Raw genomic sequence first — 15791 nt, 5'->3', positions numbered from 1 at the left:
CTGAAAAATTTTCAAGCTGATGAATTAAAATGTAAGCTTAGCGCCAAGAATAAAGTTCTTCTGGTTGTTAGGATAATTACCATAATCAATTCCAAATGAAGAACTGGCGTTGGCACCACCTATGCTTCCGGTTAGTTCCGGATCAAGACCTTTATATTTCGTAAGCGTAAAAAGGTTTACTGCCTGGCCGTATATTCTGAAGGTTTTTACACCCAGTTTACGCAGCAATGCCAGATCAGGAGTATACCCCACCGTTAAAGTGCGTAGTTTAAAAAACGAACCGTCTTCTTTTAAATATGAATTAAAAGTGCCGTTGGTACTAAAGCTATTGGCATATTCTACCAGCGGAATCTTCGAATCCTGATTAGCGGGAGTCCAGGCATCTTTCAAAGCGTTACTTTTGGAACGCCCTTCTGCTGAGCCGAAGAACTCAGTGAAATAGCGAACAAAATTAACAACATCATTTCCCTGCGAGCCGTAAAACATTCCCGAAATATCAAATCTTTTAAAGCTCACCCCCAGGTTCACGCCGTAGGTAAAATCCGGGTTAGGGTCGCCGAAAAAAACACGGTCTTCCGGCGTTATTTCCTTATCGCCGTTCACGTCCCTGTACTTGAAACGGCCAGGTGCTGCGTCGGTTTGTGCCGGAGAGGATGCAACTTCATTATCATCTCTGAATAGCCCAACCACTTCGTAACCAAAGAATGACCCAACAGGATGCCCCTCCTGGTTACGTACAAGGTTGCCAATACGCGAATTAGAAACATCAAAATAGCCAGGATCAGGAATACTCACTACCTCGTTCTTGTAAGTGGTAATATTTACGCCAACATTGTACGACACCTCTCTATTAAATTTTCCACGGTAGGCAACCGAAATATCCCATCCCTTGTTTTGAATATCGCCGATATTCACCGTAGGCGGAGTGGCCCCGCCAACGCTTGCAGGAAGCGGAAGAGGAAACAGCAACCCATTAATTGATTTCTTATACCATTCAATAGAGAAATCCAGTTTATTATCAAGAATGGTGGCGTCAAGTCCTATATTAGTAACCACATCTTCTTCCCAACTGGTTTTCCTGTTACCAATACTCGACTGGTAAAATCCTTGGCGGGTGGAGCCTGTGCCCCCGATATCATAATAGGAAGTTCCAAAACCTGAATTATAAAGAGAAAAGGCATTGCTCGCGTTAATGTTGGCCTGAGATCCAAGTATACCGTAGCTACCCCGGAATTTCAGCAGATTCACAAAACTTACGCTCTCCATAAATCTTTCGCTCGATATTTTCCATCCCGCTGAGAAAGACGGGAATACTCCATAACGCATATCAGATCCAAATACGGAGGAACCGTCCCTCCGCAAAGTTGCTCCCACCAAATATTTATCATCGTAAGAATAATCAAGCCTGCCGAATAATGAAAACAAGGTATTCACATAAGAACTGCTGTAATTGGACACATTCAGTGTGCCATTGTTTAACACAAGATAATCAGGAGCTGTAGAGAAAAACTTTGCGGCAGACCCGCCAACAGCACGGCCGGAATTTTTTATAGCTTCCGAACCAACCAAAAGCTTTATACTATGCTTGTCTATTTGCTGGCGATAGCTGGCTGTGTTCGTCCATGTATAACTGCTGTTGTATAATGCATTCTCATCAAAGCTGTTATAATTATTATGCTGCTCTTTGTCTTCGTATTTATTGTGGTTAAAATTATAACTATACTGATTGTCAACCCTGCCCCCAAATGTAGTACGCAGCGTAAAATTCTTAAGAAAATTGACTTCAGCATAGATATTACCGCTCATATTCCAGAAGTTGTTTTTTTCCATCCTGGAACGCTCTCTGGTCGCAACCGGGTTACCCACGGAGCCAAGCTCAGGGCCAAGCCAGGTGCCTCCATAATTTCCCATAATATCGCGTACAGGTATCATAGACATAATCCGGTAAGCATTAGAAATTTCATTATTATCATTGAGATTGCTGAATCCGGGATTACGTTTGTAATACAGATAGGCATTTTCTCCAATCTTCACATGTTTGCCCAACTTAAATTCGCTGTTTACCCGAACAGAATATCTTTCGAGGTAACTTTCGATCAGCGTTCCCTGCTGATTCAAATAGCCCAGGGAAAAAAGATAAACAGATTTATCGTTACCTCCACTGGCTGAAATAGTATGACTTTGAATAGGTGCTGGTTTAAACAATTCGTGAAACCAGTCGGTACCACCTCGGTTCACTTTTTGAATAAGGTAATCGTTCTCCGGTTCCATTGGATCAAAATTATATTTGGATGGGTCCACAGCGGGGTCACCTGCATTTGCAGCACCCGCAATACCAGGCCCTGCATAGGTGTATTCTGGCAACCCATTACCAAATAGTATAGTTCCAGGATTAACCGTCTTTAATAATTGAGCGTAGTCTGTCGGGGGCATTAAATTGAATACATTCCCCGATTTCGGCAGTTGTATGCCGTAATATGAATCAAAGGTAAATACAGGATCACCCGATTTCCCTTTCTTTGTGGTCACTACAATCACACCGTTAGCGCCACGCACTCCGTAGATAGATGCAGCTCCGGCATCTTTAAGAACCTGGACGGAAGCAATATCATTTACATTCAGATTGCTTAAATCTCCCTGAATACCATCAATAATTATTAATGGTTCACTATTCCCAAAAGACGTCACACCGCGAATAAAAATATCAGTACGCCCTCCGGGTGCACCCGAAGTGATAACATTCAGGCCTGAAGCCTGCCCCTGCAATGCCTGCGAAGGATTGGACACCGGTACAGCTTTCACGTTATCTACATCTACAACAGTAACCGATCCGGTGATATCACTTTTCCGCTCACTGGCATAGCCTGTAACCACTATCTCCGACATGGAAGATATTTGTGTGGTCACATGAATAACGATGTCTGTTTGCCCTTTAACAGGAAATTCTGTGCTGGTGATATTAATTCCCGAGATCACAAGCACCGCATCATCCGGCACATTGTTTAGTGTAAAACGCCCATCCACCTCAGTCGCTACTCCCTGTTTTGTTCCCTTAACCAGTACTGTTGCAATTACAGCTTCGCCCTTCTCATCAACCACCCTACCCTTAACAGTTATGGGTGGAGCTATTGGAAGCGGCATTACAACCTTTTTAATGACGGGCAATTTCCTGGTAATAGCAATTGTGCTATTTTCAACCATGAACGATAACGGTTGGTCTTCAAAAACTTCTGTAAGAAAATCCATCAGCGGGATATTCTTCACATCGATGGTAACCCTGTTAGCTGATTTAAGCAAATCATAATTACAAAAAACTACAAACCCGGTCTGTTTTTCTATTGCCTTAAAAACCTCCTGCATAGGAACATTATTTCCAGAAAAGCTGATGGGCTGAGAAATAACCTTCGCACTCACACTCATTAGCGTTGCGATTAAAAGGAAGATAGTCATTCTCATCACTAACATCATTTTGATTTTGGTCAGATAACGTACCCCGCTTTTGTTTACAAAAAGATCAGGGCGAAAGGAAGTTGTTAGATACATAGACTTGTGGTTGAGTATTAAAAATTCCAATAAACGTATTAATGGGCATACCTCGGCACCACCGTCCCCGTTTGTATTCGGAGCGGCACTCGTTAGGGCAACCTTGTAATTAGTAGTTTCAAATAATCATTTGCTTACAATAAGCTTCTTCCCCTCAATCTTAAAATGAACATCGGATTTTTCGAGTATGGATAATATTTGCACCAGGGTGAGGTCTCTCCCCATTTTACCATAAAAACGCATCGATGGAATTACGGACGTATAAACGATATCTACATCATACCATCTGGATATCTGGCGCATCACGGCCTTCAGGTCACATTGATTAAAATCAAATACCATATTCTTCCAGGCAAGATCCTGCGCAATATTTGTAGGCATCACTTCATTATTCTTATATGCTTCACCGGGAACCAAAACAGTATTATTCACACGCACCTTACCCTCAGCGAGACTCGTTTTCACGCCTTCTTCTTCAGGATAAGCATTTACATTGAAATGCGTGCCCAATACGGTAATTTTATCTTTATATGTTTCAACAATAAAGGGGTGTGATGAATTTTTCGCCACTTCAAAATAAGCTTCCCCGGTGATTCTTACCACGCGATTTTCTCCGGAAAAAGATGTAGGAAAAGTAATGCTGCTCGCCGCATTGAGTTGCACAACGGTACCATCCGAAAGGGAAAGATTAAATTGAACTCCTTTAGGAGTACTAACCGTATTATAAACAACAACATTCGATTTTTCGTAGGTCAACGTACCATTTTCGTTCTTAACATGGAGGTCTCCTTCTTTAATTGACTGCGACTTAACCTTACTTAACGCTACTTTTTCTCCGTTACTCAATGTAAGAAGTACACTTCCCGACACAAGAGGAGTATCATTAAACGATGGTGAAATTTGCTGTACTAAATCCGTTTTAGTTTTCTCCGCATTGGGCCACAGATAATACCCCACAAGCAAAATTACCAGAGCCGCAGCGACATATTTAAACCACCGCATTCCCCGTAAGAATACGACCTTCCCTGTTTGCGTTGGGTTAGTTGAAGTTTTGAGGGGTATGTTATTTGTTTGAATAATCTGTTGGATCATCTCTTCCACTTCGCCTTCCAGGTATAGTGGCGGGCCACCAACAAATTGCTCGCAAACACTATTAATGGCGTCCATATTATCTTCCACGTTATCCAGATTACTCAGGAACGCCAGCAGTTGCTCTTTCTCAGCGTTGGTAAGAGAGCCATTTATATGTCCTTGTAGCAGACGGCTAATGTCAGTGTTTCCTTTCACAATAGTATAGACACCGCTCACATGACAGTTGTACTATTCAATAAAAAATTATAACAGGAAATTCTGGAGGATGATAATTGCGGGGGTTAGCGCAATCCCTTCACACTTAAGGTATTCGCGGATAAAATTTAATGCTTCAACCAACTGATTCCGGACAGTATTCTCCGAAATATTTAATTGCTGAGCTATTTCCTTACGACTCAGTCCTTCACGACGACTCATTAAAAAAATCTGTCTTCTTTTTTGGGGCAGCCGGTCAACTGCCTTGTCGATCGATCGTTGTGTAGACAAAGCTTCCAACTCATCGATCATTTCTACATTTCCAGGAATATGTACTGCTAAATTCTCTATCTTTAACTCATACCTTAGTCGGGCCCTGATATGATTTGAAGTAGTATTTAACAGGATTCTTCTTATCCATGCCTTTGGATTTTCAACAGTATGCAAGTCTTTCCTGTACAACCAAAGCTTTAAAAAAACATCCTGCATGATGTCCTGAGCTTCCGGTTTAGATTTAGTAAGGAAAACAATGGCAGAGAGGAACCTTTTATAATAAAAGTGGACAATTTCGCTAAATGCAGCTTCATCACCTCGTGATAGACGCGTAAATAAGTCGATATCAATATCGTCGTTGTGCTGATTCAATTTACTTTAGTAAAAAATGTATTAACCAAAAATAACAAAAAAAACTATCTCCAATAAGAAATTAAATATAAATTAATTAATACAATGGAAACCACAATTTTCACTCACACTTTATTTACTGGAAATTCAGTTCTTCACGACCAGGTAATAACATGCGCAAACGGCTTGATAGTTACAATCGAAAAAGGCAACAAGCAAGATGCATCGTATTACACGGAAAATCTTTCACCTGGCCTAATCGACATTCACATCAATGGTGGAAAATATCTTCACTTTACCAAGTCGCCTGACTCCGAAGCGATTCAGGATATTGCTACTGCTTTCGAATCTGTGGGCACGGCATATACCTTACCAACAATCGTCAGCTGTTCGCTGGAGAACATGATGAAAGGAATTAGTGCAATAAAAATACATCGAACCAATCACCCTCATTCCGGTGTACTTGGAGTACATTTGGAAGGGCCATTCCTGAATCACGTAAAAAGGGGAGCTCATCTTCCAGAGTACCTTCAAAAACCCAGCGACGAAATATTGCAACAGATACTGGATCATGGCAAAGGACTGATTAAAATGATCACGTTAGCTCCCGAACTATTTACGTCAAAGCAACTAAGCTTTCTAATGGAATCAGGCATTACCATATCGGCCGGTCACTCAAATGCAACTTATTATGAAGCGCAAAAGGCATTTCAGTCAGGCATTTCAGTAGTAACGCACCTGTTTAATGCCATGTCGGGTTTTCATCACAGAGATCCGGGACTGGTAGGCGCCTGTTTTATGAATAAAAAAGTTTATGCACCTATTATATTGGACGGATTTCATTGCGATTACAATACCGCCAAATTTGCGAGTCAAATAAAAAATGAAAAATTATTCCTGATATCAGATGCCCTGTTTATAGGAGAACAGATAAAAGAATTTATCTGGGAAAACTTCAATGCGCGTCTTGAAGAAGGAAGATATATAAATTCAGAGAATAATCTTGCAGGATCTACTATATCGCTGGCGGACGGCATAAGAAATGCGGTAAGACATCTGGGAGTGTCGTTACAAGAAGCCATCGAAATGGCCACAATAAGACCTGCGAAGGCGCTAGGAATAGAAAATGAAATCGGATCGCTGGCACCAGGATACCCAGCCGTCTTTACATTATTTAATAACGACTTACAAAAATTTTCCACTTTACGGATGTAGTACTTCAATAGTTGTAAGTTGCCTTCCCGCGGTTCAGAAAAACCCGTGGTATCCTTGTCAGGAAATATCAAAACGGTCAGCACTTTTTCTCTATCATTCACAAATTCCTCTACAGAAGGTCTATCAAACAACACCTTCATCCTTATTTTATTATTGGCGGGCGGCACGCTCATATATTGTACAACATTGCCATCTTTTGTATACAGCTCGCCGTGTTGCGGCGGAGGCGGCGAGTTCGAGTCTCGTCTGGTCCGCAAGAGGGGACAAATCATCATCAGTATGATTTGTCCCCTTTTCATTTGAGTCGGTATTGCAACATACCCCGTAAATGGCTGGTGGCAGGTATCACATTTGATATTATCCTTTAGTTCATAGGGAATATTTTCTTGTATACAATAGCGTAGTAATTGGCCGGTGAAACCTGGGAATAATGATGCTATCTCCATTCTCCTCTAATATTTTAAAATAAGCCTCTGTGCCGTAAATGGGGATAGCTTGTTATCACGGATAGGCAGCATTCACTTTACATAGAATACCAGGAACCACGTCCGGCGCCATGTTGTTGTAGGTGCTTAGCAGAAACGAGACTTTCCAGGTGTTTTTTTATAGTATTCCTATTGGCTTTTGTTAAAACAACAATTTCACTGATTGTTACACGGCCTCTGGATTTTGCCAGTTCAAGTATTTCTATAGATAATTCCGGTAGCTGTCCTAAAAGAAGCTTTTCCTGTTCAATTTTAATTTCCAGTCGGGCTTTCTGCTGCTGAAGTGCGCGTAGAAAAAATAATATCCAGGGCATCCAGTCTGGGTTTTCAGCTTTTAATGTGCCTTGTGTTCTTCTTAAAGCAAGGTAATATCCTTCCTTACTCTGCTCAATAACGGCTTCCAGAGAGCTATATGGCACGTATACATACCCTGCCCGTAATAGAAAAACTGTTGTTAGAATGCGCGATAACCGACCATTACCATCCTGAAATGGATGGATAGCAAGAAAAACCACAATAAAAATACATATTATTAAAAGCGAATGAAGTTCTTTCGTTTCAATAGCATTAACAGTCCAGCTAACAAGTTCCTGCATGCGTAATTGGGTATCAAATGGGCTGGCGGTCTCGAATACAATACCCAGGCTTTTACCATCCTGATCAAAAGCTTCAACGTGATTCGGTGATTTTTTGTAATTCCCCCGATGCCAATTGTCTTTGGAACTATGCTTTAATAATTCCCGGTGAAGTTGCTGAATGTAGCCTTCAGTTAGCGGGATATATGTGTAATTTTCAAAAATAAGGTTCATTACATCTGCATATCCGGCAACTTCTTCTTCATCGCGAGATGTAAATTGTTTTATAGCTAAGTTCCCAAGCAATTTTTCTACTTGTTGATCGGTTAATTTCGCTCCTTCAATACGAGTTGATGACCCTATGCTTTCAATTGTAGCAACCCGCTTTAATGAAGTGAGATGTTCTGGTGCCAGTTGCCCTAAGGCGCGCCATGCACCTTTAAATTCGTCAATTTCTGAAATTAGGGAAAGCACCTCGGCGGTGATATTTATGGCTGTAGTCTTTATCATATATACCCATAAAATTACCCAATTATACCCGATTATTTATAAATTAGCCCAATATACCCACAAAATTACCCAATTGTACTCAATTAAATTATTAATTACCAATATTTCTCAATATGTAATTAACGTCATCAACTGGTTTATTTTCTCCAAATCAGTGGTAAACTGGTTCGAACGTTGTCCCCTTCGCTCCGCATAGCATTAAAAAAACCCGCGATAAATCGCGGGTTTTTCATTTTAAGCCAAAGGTTATCGAATGGCGGTTTATCGTACCTTGTCAAGCAGTCAATTCAATATTTACAGATCGTAAAAAGGTAGTGCGGATCTGCATTATTTATCACTCGTCTTTTGCTCACTTAATTTATCAATGTAGCTCATAGAATTAACGATATCCGGTAGATTTTCACCAAAATTATGTTCACATTCCACGAATATCATTCCTTTATAATCCTGCCGTTTTAATTCCGCTACTACTTTTGTAAAGTCCACTACACCGGTGCCTACTGTCACATCTGCGGTAGCTTCTCCTTTTCCTGCCTGGTCTACATCCTTCAGGTGAAGACCCAGTATATGGCCTTGCAGTGTTTCAAGACATTTGGCCGCATCGAGACCACTTCTTGTCCAATGACCGATATCTGCACAGGCACCCAGATTTTTGTGCGTTTTGATGATACTCAATAAAGAATCCGGATTCCAGTAAAGGCTGATGCCTTTCCAATGATTATGAATGGCCACTTTTATATTATATACACCTGCCAGGCTATCGACCATATCCAGATGCGCTAATAAAGGTTCGCAGGTAACATATTCCAGTTCAAATTCTTTCGCCATTTCAAAGGTTTGTTTCCATTCTTCCACATTATTTCCTCCGCCAACATACATGGATACCATTTTTGTTTGCCGCTGCGCTATCAGGTCTTTCATTTTGAGAATGCCTTCTTTTGAAAGCGTCCCCATAGTGGTATCACCGTATCCTTCTCCCAGCTTATAAAAAGAAAATCCTTCCACGTATTTTATTTTACCACTGTCTACCTTTTCCAGGGCAGCTGTAAAGGGAAGATTATTGAAAGAATATAGTGCCACTCCCATCTTCCAGGAGGCGCCTGTTTTATCGCCGTCATTGCCACTATTTTCCGGGCCATTGCAGGCGGCAAAAAGAAGGGTTGCGAGGCCAATTAAACACGTGTAAATACTATTCTTTTTCATCTCTTATTATTAATATTAAAAATATTGAAATACTGTTGCAGAAAGATGACAAGCAATATGCCCGTTTTTGATCTCCGCATCGATCCGAAGATAGGCCCCGTCTATATGCTATCACCTGCTTTTAGGGAACTGTTTCCCTAAAAGCAAGCATAAAAATAGTCAATACATGATAAGGAAATATCATGATATTCGCCTCTTATCATAAATTATTAACCAAAATGCACCTCTTCAGACCGCAAGAGGCTATGCGACGCCGTGCTATTTATCACTCGTTTTATCCGCACTCAATTCATCCATGTAGTTGATGGAATTAACAATGGCAGATAGATTTTCACCAAAATTGAATTCACATTCGATGGATACTACTCCTTTAAATTCCTGCCGTTTTAATTCCGCCACTACTTTTGTAAAATCCACTACACCAGTACCTACTGGCACATCTGCGGTAGCTTCTGCCTTTCCGATCTGGTCTACATCTTTCAGATGAAGGCCCATTATATGCCCTTGCAGTATTTCCAGACATTTAGCCGGATCGAGGCCGCTTCTTACCCAATGCCCGAGATCTCCACAGGCGCCCAAATTCTTGTGTGTTTTAATGATACTTAAAAGGGTATCCGGATTCCAGTAAACACTGATACCTTTCCAATGATTATGAATAGCCACTTTGATGTTATATACACCCGCCAGACTGTCGATCATATCCAATTGCGTTATTACAGGTTCGCAGGTAACGAATTCCAGATCAAATTCTTTGGCCATTTCAAAGGTTTGTTTCCACTCTTCCAGATTATTTCCGCCGCCCACAAACATGGACACCATTTTTACCTGCCGCTGCTGCATCAGGTCTTTCATTTTGCGGATGCCTTCTTTTGAAAGTGAGCCCATCGTGGAGTCACCGTATCCTTCTCCCAGCTTATAAAAGGAAAACCCTTCTATATATTTTATTTTACCGCTGTCGATCTTCTCTATAGCAGCTGCAAAAGGAATATTATTGAAAGAATATAGTGCCAGCCCCATCTTCAAGGGTGCACCTGCTTTCTCTCCATTACTACCACTATTTTCAGGGCCATTGCAGGCGGTAAAAAGAAGGGTTGCCAAACCAATTAAACAAGCGTAAACACTATTCTTTTTCATTTCTTGTTATTAATATTAAAAATGTGGAAAGGGGGTATCAGAAAGATATGTTTTTATCTTCGCAACCATCCCTGTTATTCAGACAACGTAAAGGCGACATATGCATCACTTGATTTTCCGCCCCACTTTGATCCGCCGCAGGCAATCACTACATATTGTTTACCATTCACCGTGTAGGTAGATGGCGTAGCTACACCCGGCGCCGGAAGATCTGTTTCCCATAATATTTTTCCGGTCATTTTATTATAGACCCTGAATTTACCATCAGCAGAAGCACCAATAAACAATAAACCACCTGCGGTAACTACGGGTCCACCATAATTCTCACGGCCTGTTACAGGTACGCCTTTCGCTTTCAGCTCCTCAAATTCACCGAACGGCACTTTCCACACCAATTCCCCGGTATTTAAATCAATAGCACTGATCGTTCCCCATGGCGGATTGATCGCAGGATACCCCTCCTTGGTTAAAAATTTATTATACCCGGTAAAGCCATACAATGCTTTTGGAGGTCCATCCTGCTTTTGAGCAGGTCCGGTATATGTTTTTGGTTGTTCCGATTTCAAGTCCAGGATGAAAGAAGCCACCGCATTCTTCTCTTCTTTCGACAGGTTATTAAATCCCGGCATCATTCTTCTTCCTGTAGAGATTAACTGCACAAACTCTTCGGTAGAATATTTTTTCTCTACTCCTATCAAACCGGGATAGTCGCCTGCACCCAGGCGTTCAGGGCCATGACATCCCATGCAGTGCTGGGTGTATATGCCCACGCCTGCCTCCAGGTTTGTTCTGACCTTTTCTTTATCGGGCTTGCTCGGTACCATGTTCAGCACCCAGGTCATTTCATTGGCATTTACATACAGCAGATTGGTGGTAGGATCTACAGCAGGTCCACCCCATTCTCCACCACCATCATATCCGGGAAAAATAAGCGTTCCCTCTACGGATGGAGGAGCAAACATATGATCTGTACGATAGCTATTGAACCTTCTTTTTATATCGGCGAAAGAAGAATCGCTGACCAGCGTATTCAGATCTGACTCCTTAAAGTTTTGTCTCACAAACGGTTTGGGCAAGGTAGGTACTGGTTGGGTGGGCCACAATACTTCTTGCTGTAACCGGGTATCAGTAGGCACGGGTACTTCTTCAATGGGAAATATTTCCTTACCGGTTTCTCTTTCAAACATAAAGATGTAACCTGACTTGGTAGATTGCGCTACGGCATCGATCTTTTTACCATCACGTACAACGGTAATGAGTGCTGGCGGCGTAGGCACATCCCGGTCCCATACATCGTGATGTACGGTTTGAAAATGCCAGAGCAATTTACCCGTGGCAGCATCCAAGGCTAACAGGCAGTTGCCATACAGGCCTTTCCCCAGTCTATGTCCGCCGTAAAAATCATTTGTCGGGTTGCCGGTGGGCGCAAAAAGAATTCCTCTTTTTTCATCCAGGCTAAACCCTGCCCAGCTATTGGTAGAGCCCATAAATTTATAGGCAGTCGTGTCTTCCCAGGTTTCATATCCCGCTTCTCCAGGATAAGGTACGGTATGAAAGATCCATTTTTGCTCGCCCGTTTTCACATCAAATGCGCGGATATGTCCGGGGCTTTCATCTCCTACCAGTCCACTCAGGAAAAACAGGTTTTTATAGATCATCACTGGTGAGGTAGGGGCAACAAAAACTGTCTTTTCATCCCGGTCAAGTCCTTTGTTCAGATTGATACCACCATCCTGACCAAAAGAGGGAATGAGTCGACCGGTGACAGCATTCACGGCAAATGCCACCGATCCTACGGTAAAAATGATTCTTTTATCATCACCTTCTTCCCAGTAGGCCACGCCTCTGTTCATATTAACGCTATTCCGCGGCCAGGTTTTATTAACGGCCGTATCCGTGGCATCAAAATTCCATTTTTCTATGCCCGTAGCCGCATCAACAGCAAACAACTTCAATTTGGGAGAAACGCCGTATAGGACGTTATCAATAATGATCGGGTTGCACTGCATCGGGCCAAACTTCGTACTATCACCACCTTCCGAGAGATAAGTCCAAGCCACTTTCAGCTTGCCCACATTCGAGGTATCGATCTGGTCGAGTGATGAGTAATGGGTGGCCGCCCTGGTTCCTCCCGCCACCTTCCAATCCGTATAGGCGGACTCGTTACCAGAGGTACAGGAATTAATAATAGATATCAATGATATGCCCAGAAGAAATCTGTAACTAGTGAATTTCATACGTTTACATTTAATCATCAACTCCTGAGAGTTGTTACATTTTAAAAGCCACCTTTAAAGTACTCAATACATAATCATGAAATGTCGTCATATTCTCCTCTTTGCATGGATTTTTACCCATAATATGCCCGTTCACGTTATATGACGATCCTACTACGCATTGGCTACTGGTTTTCATGATGTGGTCGCCCATCCGGTGGGCGCCATTATTTTTCATAGGAAACAGCACCGGATTTGGCGCCTACAGTCACTTCTACCGCCTTTCGGGCGAAGTTCAGTTTATTCCCGGACAGTTTGATATCATTACTTTTAGCGCCTTCTACCCGCAGAAAAGTGCCGATGTTGTTGAGCGGTCTGGACCCGTTGATAAATACATTACTGCTATTTTGAAGGCGGATGAGCGATTCCGCATTTTTGCTGCCTGTTGCCTTAAAGCCAGTCAACTCCAAATCATCCACATCATCACAAACGATGGCTGGGCGCAAGTCTTCGCTTTTAAGATCGAACCGCACATTATTCAATACCACACCGGAAACATGGTGCATATAAAGACCATAAGCCGGCAGCTCACCAAACATATACATTTCAGGATAGTCCCTTTCAAGATCGGGAACGTTCCGGATAGCCGCCTGTTCAGCGGTGCCTCCGCCGGCAAACGTAATATCAATATTGCTGAATGTAATTCCCTGCGGCCTTGTTTTCGACGTACCGGTAATAGAGATGCCCACATTCAGTTTGGTGATATTCAACCAGCCGGCAGGAGAAACGGCAAACTCCGGTTTCATCTCCAATTCTCTGGGAACTGTAGCCCTGATATTTTCGAAAAGGATATTTTGCAGCTTCCCCTTTTCCCAATCTTTGTCATCAAAAGTAGTCCAGGAGTCATTATACGGACCGGCAGACCATCCGGAAAGCCGGATAGAGATAGGGCCCTTCACATTCTCCATCACAATATTGGAAAAGGTCATATTCCGCGTAACAGCGCCCATCGATTCCTGGATCTTGATCCCGTTTAAGCCCGTATTACGTATAATGCAATTGCTCATCGTCACATTTTCAATATCTGCCAGCGCATCCGGTCCCACCCGGAATGCGGCACAACGCGAACTTAGGATGCAATTGGTGATCACTATGTTCGAGCATACGTCTTCTCTGGTACTGGCTTTTAAGGCGATGCAATCATCTATTGAATGGATATTTGTGTTGTTGATAATTACATCTTTGGAACCATCTATATCAAATCCATCATTATTGGCATTTTTAAGATTTACCAGCTTTACACCTTCTACCCGCAACCTTTCGCACTGCAAGACAAATACGGCAAACTTGCAGGAATTTGTAATAAAAACATCCTGTATCCTGATATCCTTGCTACCATGAAGCACAATTAGATCGGGCCGCTCGTTGTCGGTTTTCACCTTGATGAGATCGCCCTGGCCATCAATTTTACCGGGTCCTGTAATCGCGATATTCACGCAATCAGGTGCATAAATCAATGACCGGATCGGATGCTTGGTACTTAACTTGGTATCGATATTATATTTGCTGGCATCCGTAGATCCCAGTAACAAGGCGCTAACGGTAAGATGCAACTCCACATTGCTTTTAAATGTAATGCCGGAAGACAAAAAAGTGCCATTATCCAGTAATACCACACCGCCATTATTCTTCGAACAATCATCTATAGCTTTTTGAATGGCCATGGCATCATCTGTTTTACCATCTGCTTTGGCGCCGTATCCGCGCACATCAAAAACTCTTTTTCCCGGCGGGAAACTGACTGCATACAATTGCACATGCAATGCAGTTAATATCAATGTTAAAAAAAAGACAATGGCTGTCTTTCTCAAAAATTCAGTCCTTTTCATAACGTGTAATTTATTCTCTGGATGTTGATAACGTGGGATGGATCCCTTATTATTTCAAATGTAAACTTTGGGCGTCTTACAACTATAACATACTTATCTTCTTTTATGCTTTTCTTAACCTACACGCACCAGGATCTTACCAATACAGTAATGATGATCAGTCTGGGGTAAGTCATGAAGATTAAAGGATAATATTCTTAAACTTTAAAGCGCCGGACCGGATAAATTTGAAGTGTACTAAAGCGATCTTTTACAAACAGAAAATTACCGGTACAATTTCATCCTCCTGTAAAGATTTATTCTCATTTCGAGTCCAAAAATCAACCATGAAAAAAAATAATGAAAACAACAGGCGATCTTTTATTAAATCTTTATCGGTAAGCGCCTGCTTATTGAGTGGCATTCCCGCTACTTTAGCTGCTGTTCCGGAAGAAAAAGCATTGCCTGGAGTTCCTTTAAAAAAGGATGATATCATTCTTTTCCAGGGCGATTCCATAACAGACTGGCATAGAAAAACAGATATAACGACCAGTAATGATTCTGAAGGGATGGGTTCCGGCTATGCGCTCCTTACTGCGGCAGCATTACTGGATAAGCATCCAGAAAAAAATCTGCAAATATTCAATAGAGGTATCAGCGGAAATGGCATAAAGAATTTAGCTGCCCGATGGGACAATGATTGTCTTTCGCTGAAACCCAACGTGCTTAGCATACTGATAGGGGTTAATGATTTCTCCATGAAATTGCGTGACAGCCATTCCGGAAATGCCACCACATTCAGGGAAGCTTATCAACAGCTGCTGGACAGGACGATGGCTGCACTACCGGAAGTAAAACTGATCATTGCAGAACCCTTTGCAATAAAGGGACTTTTTCATGTAAATGATTCCTGGTTTCCGGCATTTGATGAATACCGGCATGTAGCAAAGGAATTAGCAGAGAAATATAACGCCGCATTCATTCCTTTACAGCACATTTTCGAAAAGGCCCAACAAAAAGCCCCGGCATCTTACTGGAGTGGCGATGGTATTCATACCACATTGGCGGGCGCGAAACTCATGGCCAACGCATGGCAGGAAGTTTTTAAACCTGCCCGGAAGCATTAACATT

Annotated in this window: 11 protein-coding genes; 2 read left to right on the top strand and 9 right to left on the bottom strand. The window is 42.1% G+C overall.

The window, feature by feature from the left end:
• Nucleotides 1–24 precede the first annotated feature (24 nt).
• The 3 genes from ABQ275_RS02485 to ABQ275_RS02475 form a co-directional block, all read right to left on the bottom strand.
• Nucleotides 25–3360: a TonB-dependent receptor gene (locus ABQ275_RS02485; RefSeq protein ID WP_349316690.1), complete on the bottom strand. Its 3336-nt coding sequence runs from the start codon at nt 3358–3360 to the stop codon at nt 25–27.
• Nucleotides 3361–3669: 309 nt separating this feature from the next.
• A complete protein-coding gene (locus ABQ275_RS02480; RefSeq protein WP_349316689.1) occupies nt 3670–4830 on the bottom strand; it encodes a FecR family protein in 1161 nt (386 codons plus the stop codon).
• Nucleotides 4831–4878: 48 nt separating this feature from the next.
• A complete protein-coding gene (locus ABQ275_RS02475; RefSeq protein WP_349316688.1) occupies nt 4879–5475 on the bottom strand; it encodes an RNA polymerase sigma-70 factor in 597 nt (198 codons plus the stop codon).
• Between the two features lie 84 nt (nt 5476–5559).
• Here ABQ275_RS02475 and nagA point away from each other — a divergent pair, with 84 nt between their 5' ends.
• Nucleotides 5560–6669, top strand: a complete 1110-nt coding sequence (nagA, locus tag ABQ275_RS02470; RefSeq protein ID WP_349316687.1) for an N-acetylglucosamine-6-phosphate deacetylase — start codon at nt 5560–5562, stop codon at nt 6667–6669.
• A gap of 523 nt (nt 6670–7192) precedes the next feature.
• Here the strand turns inward: nagA and ABQ275_RS02465 are convergent.
• The 6 genes from ABQ275_RS02465 to ABQ275_RS02440 form a co-directional block, all read right to left on the bottom strand.
• Nucleotides 7193–8239 carry a Fic family protein gene (locus tag ABQ275_RS02465; RefSeq protein WP_349316686.1) on the bottom strand — a complete coding sequence of 349 codons (1047 nt, stop codon included), beginning with the start codon at nt 8237–8239 and terminating at the stop codon, nt 7193–7195.
• A 327-nt stretch (nt 8240–8566) separates the two neighbouring features.
• Nucleotides 8567–9442: a sugar phosphate isomerase/epimerase gene (locus ABQ275_RS02460; protein ID WP_349316685.1), complete on the bottom strand. Its 876-nt coding sequence runs from the start codon at nt 9440–9442 to the stop codon at nt 8567–8569.
• Nucleotides 9443–9700: 258 nt separating this feature from the next.
• Entirely contained in the window at nt 9701–10576 is an 876-nt protein-coding gene (locus ABQ275_RS02455) for a sugar phosphate isomerase/epimerase (RefSeq protein WP_349316684.1), read from the bottom strand.
• A 74-nt stretch (nt 10577–10650) separates the two neighbouring features.
• A complete protein-coding gene (locus ABQ275_RS02450) occupies nt 10651–12813 on the bottom strand; it encodes a PQQ-binding-like beta-propeller repeat protein (RefSeq protein WP_349316683.1) in 2163 nt (720 codons plus the stop codon).
• A gap of 34 nt (nt 12814–12847) precedes the next feature.
• Nucleotides 12848–13030, bottom strand: coding sequence for a hypothetical protein (locus ABQ275_RS02445; protein WP_349316682.1), 183 nt, complete (start codon nt 13028–13030; stop codon nt 12848–12850).
• On the bottom strand, nt 13020–14681 hold the full coding sequence (locus ABQ275_RS02440) for a glycosyl hydrolase family 28 protein (protein ID WP_349316681.1): 1662 nt from the start codon (nt 14679–14681) through the stop codon (nt 13020–13022). The genes ABQ275_RS02445 and ABQ275_RS02440 overlap by 11 nt, the downstream gene beginning before the upstream one ends.
• Before the next feature lie 326 nt (nt 14682–15007).
• Here ABQ275_RS02440 and ABQ275_RS02435 point away from each other — a divergent pair, with 326 nt between their 5' ends.
• The gene (locus ABQ275_RS02435) at nt 15008–15787 is read left to right on the top strand and encodes an SGNH/GDSL hydrolase family protein (protein WP_349316680.1); all 780 of its coding nucleotides are present in this window, start codon (nt 15008–15010) and stop codon (nt 15785–15787) included.
• Nucleotides 15788–15791: the final 4 nt, after the last annotated feature.

Source organism: Chitinophaga sp. MM2321 (assembly GCF_964033635.1).
Lineage (GTDB): Bacteria > Bacteroidota > Bacteroidia > Chitinophagales > Chitinophagaceae > Chitinophaga.
The sequence above is the reverse complement of the archived record's forward strand: the minus strand, read 5'-3'. Positions and strand labels throughout refer to the sequence as shown.

Excerpts from the sequence above, each read along its gene's own strand:
- ABQ275_RS02465 (WP_349316686.1), bottom strand. The coding sequence starts at position 8,239 with ATGATAAAGACTACAGCCATAAATATCACCGCCGAGGTGCTTTCCCTA.
- ABQ275_RS02450 (WP_349316683.1), bottom strand. The coding sequence starts at position 12,813 with ATGAAATTCACTAGTTACAGATTTCTTCTGGGCATATCATTGATATCT.
- ABQ275_RS02440 (WP_349316681.1), bottom strand. The coding sequence starts at position 14,681 with ATGAAAAGGACTGAATTTTTGAGAAAGACAGCCATTGTCTTTTTTTTA.
- ABQ275_RS02485 (WP_349316690.1), bottom strand. The coding sequence starts at position 3,360 with ATGCAGGAGGTTTTTAAGGCAATAGAAAAACAGACCGGGTTTGTAGTT.
- ABQ275_RS02445 (WP_349316682.1), bottom strand. The coding sequence starts at position 13,030 with ATGAAAAATAATGGCGCCCACCGGATGGGCGACCACATCATGAAAACC.
- nagA (WP_349316687.1), top strand. The coding sequence starts at position 5,560 with ATGGAAACCACAATTTTCACTCACACTTTATTTACTGGAAATTCAGTT.
- ABQ275_RS02460 (WP_349316685.1), bottom strand. The coding sequence starts at position 9,442 with ATGAAAAAGAATAGTATTTACACGTGTTTAATTGGCCTCGCAACCCTT.
- ABQ275_RS02455 (WP_349316684.1), bottom strand. The coding sequence starts at position 10,576 with ATGAAAAAGAATAGTGTTTACGCTTGTTTAATTGGTTTGGCAACCCTT.
- ABQ275_RS02435 (WP_349316680.1), top strand. The coding sequence starts at position 15,008 with ATGAAAAAAAATAATGAAAACAACAGGCGATCTTTTATTAAATCTTTA.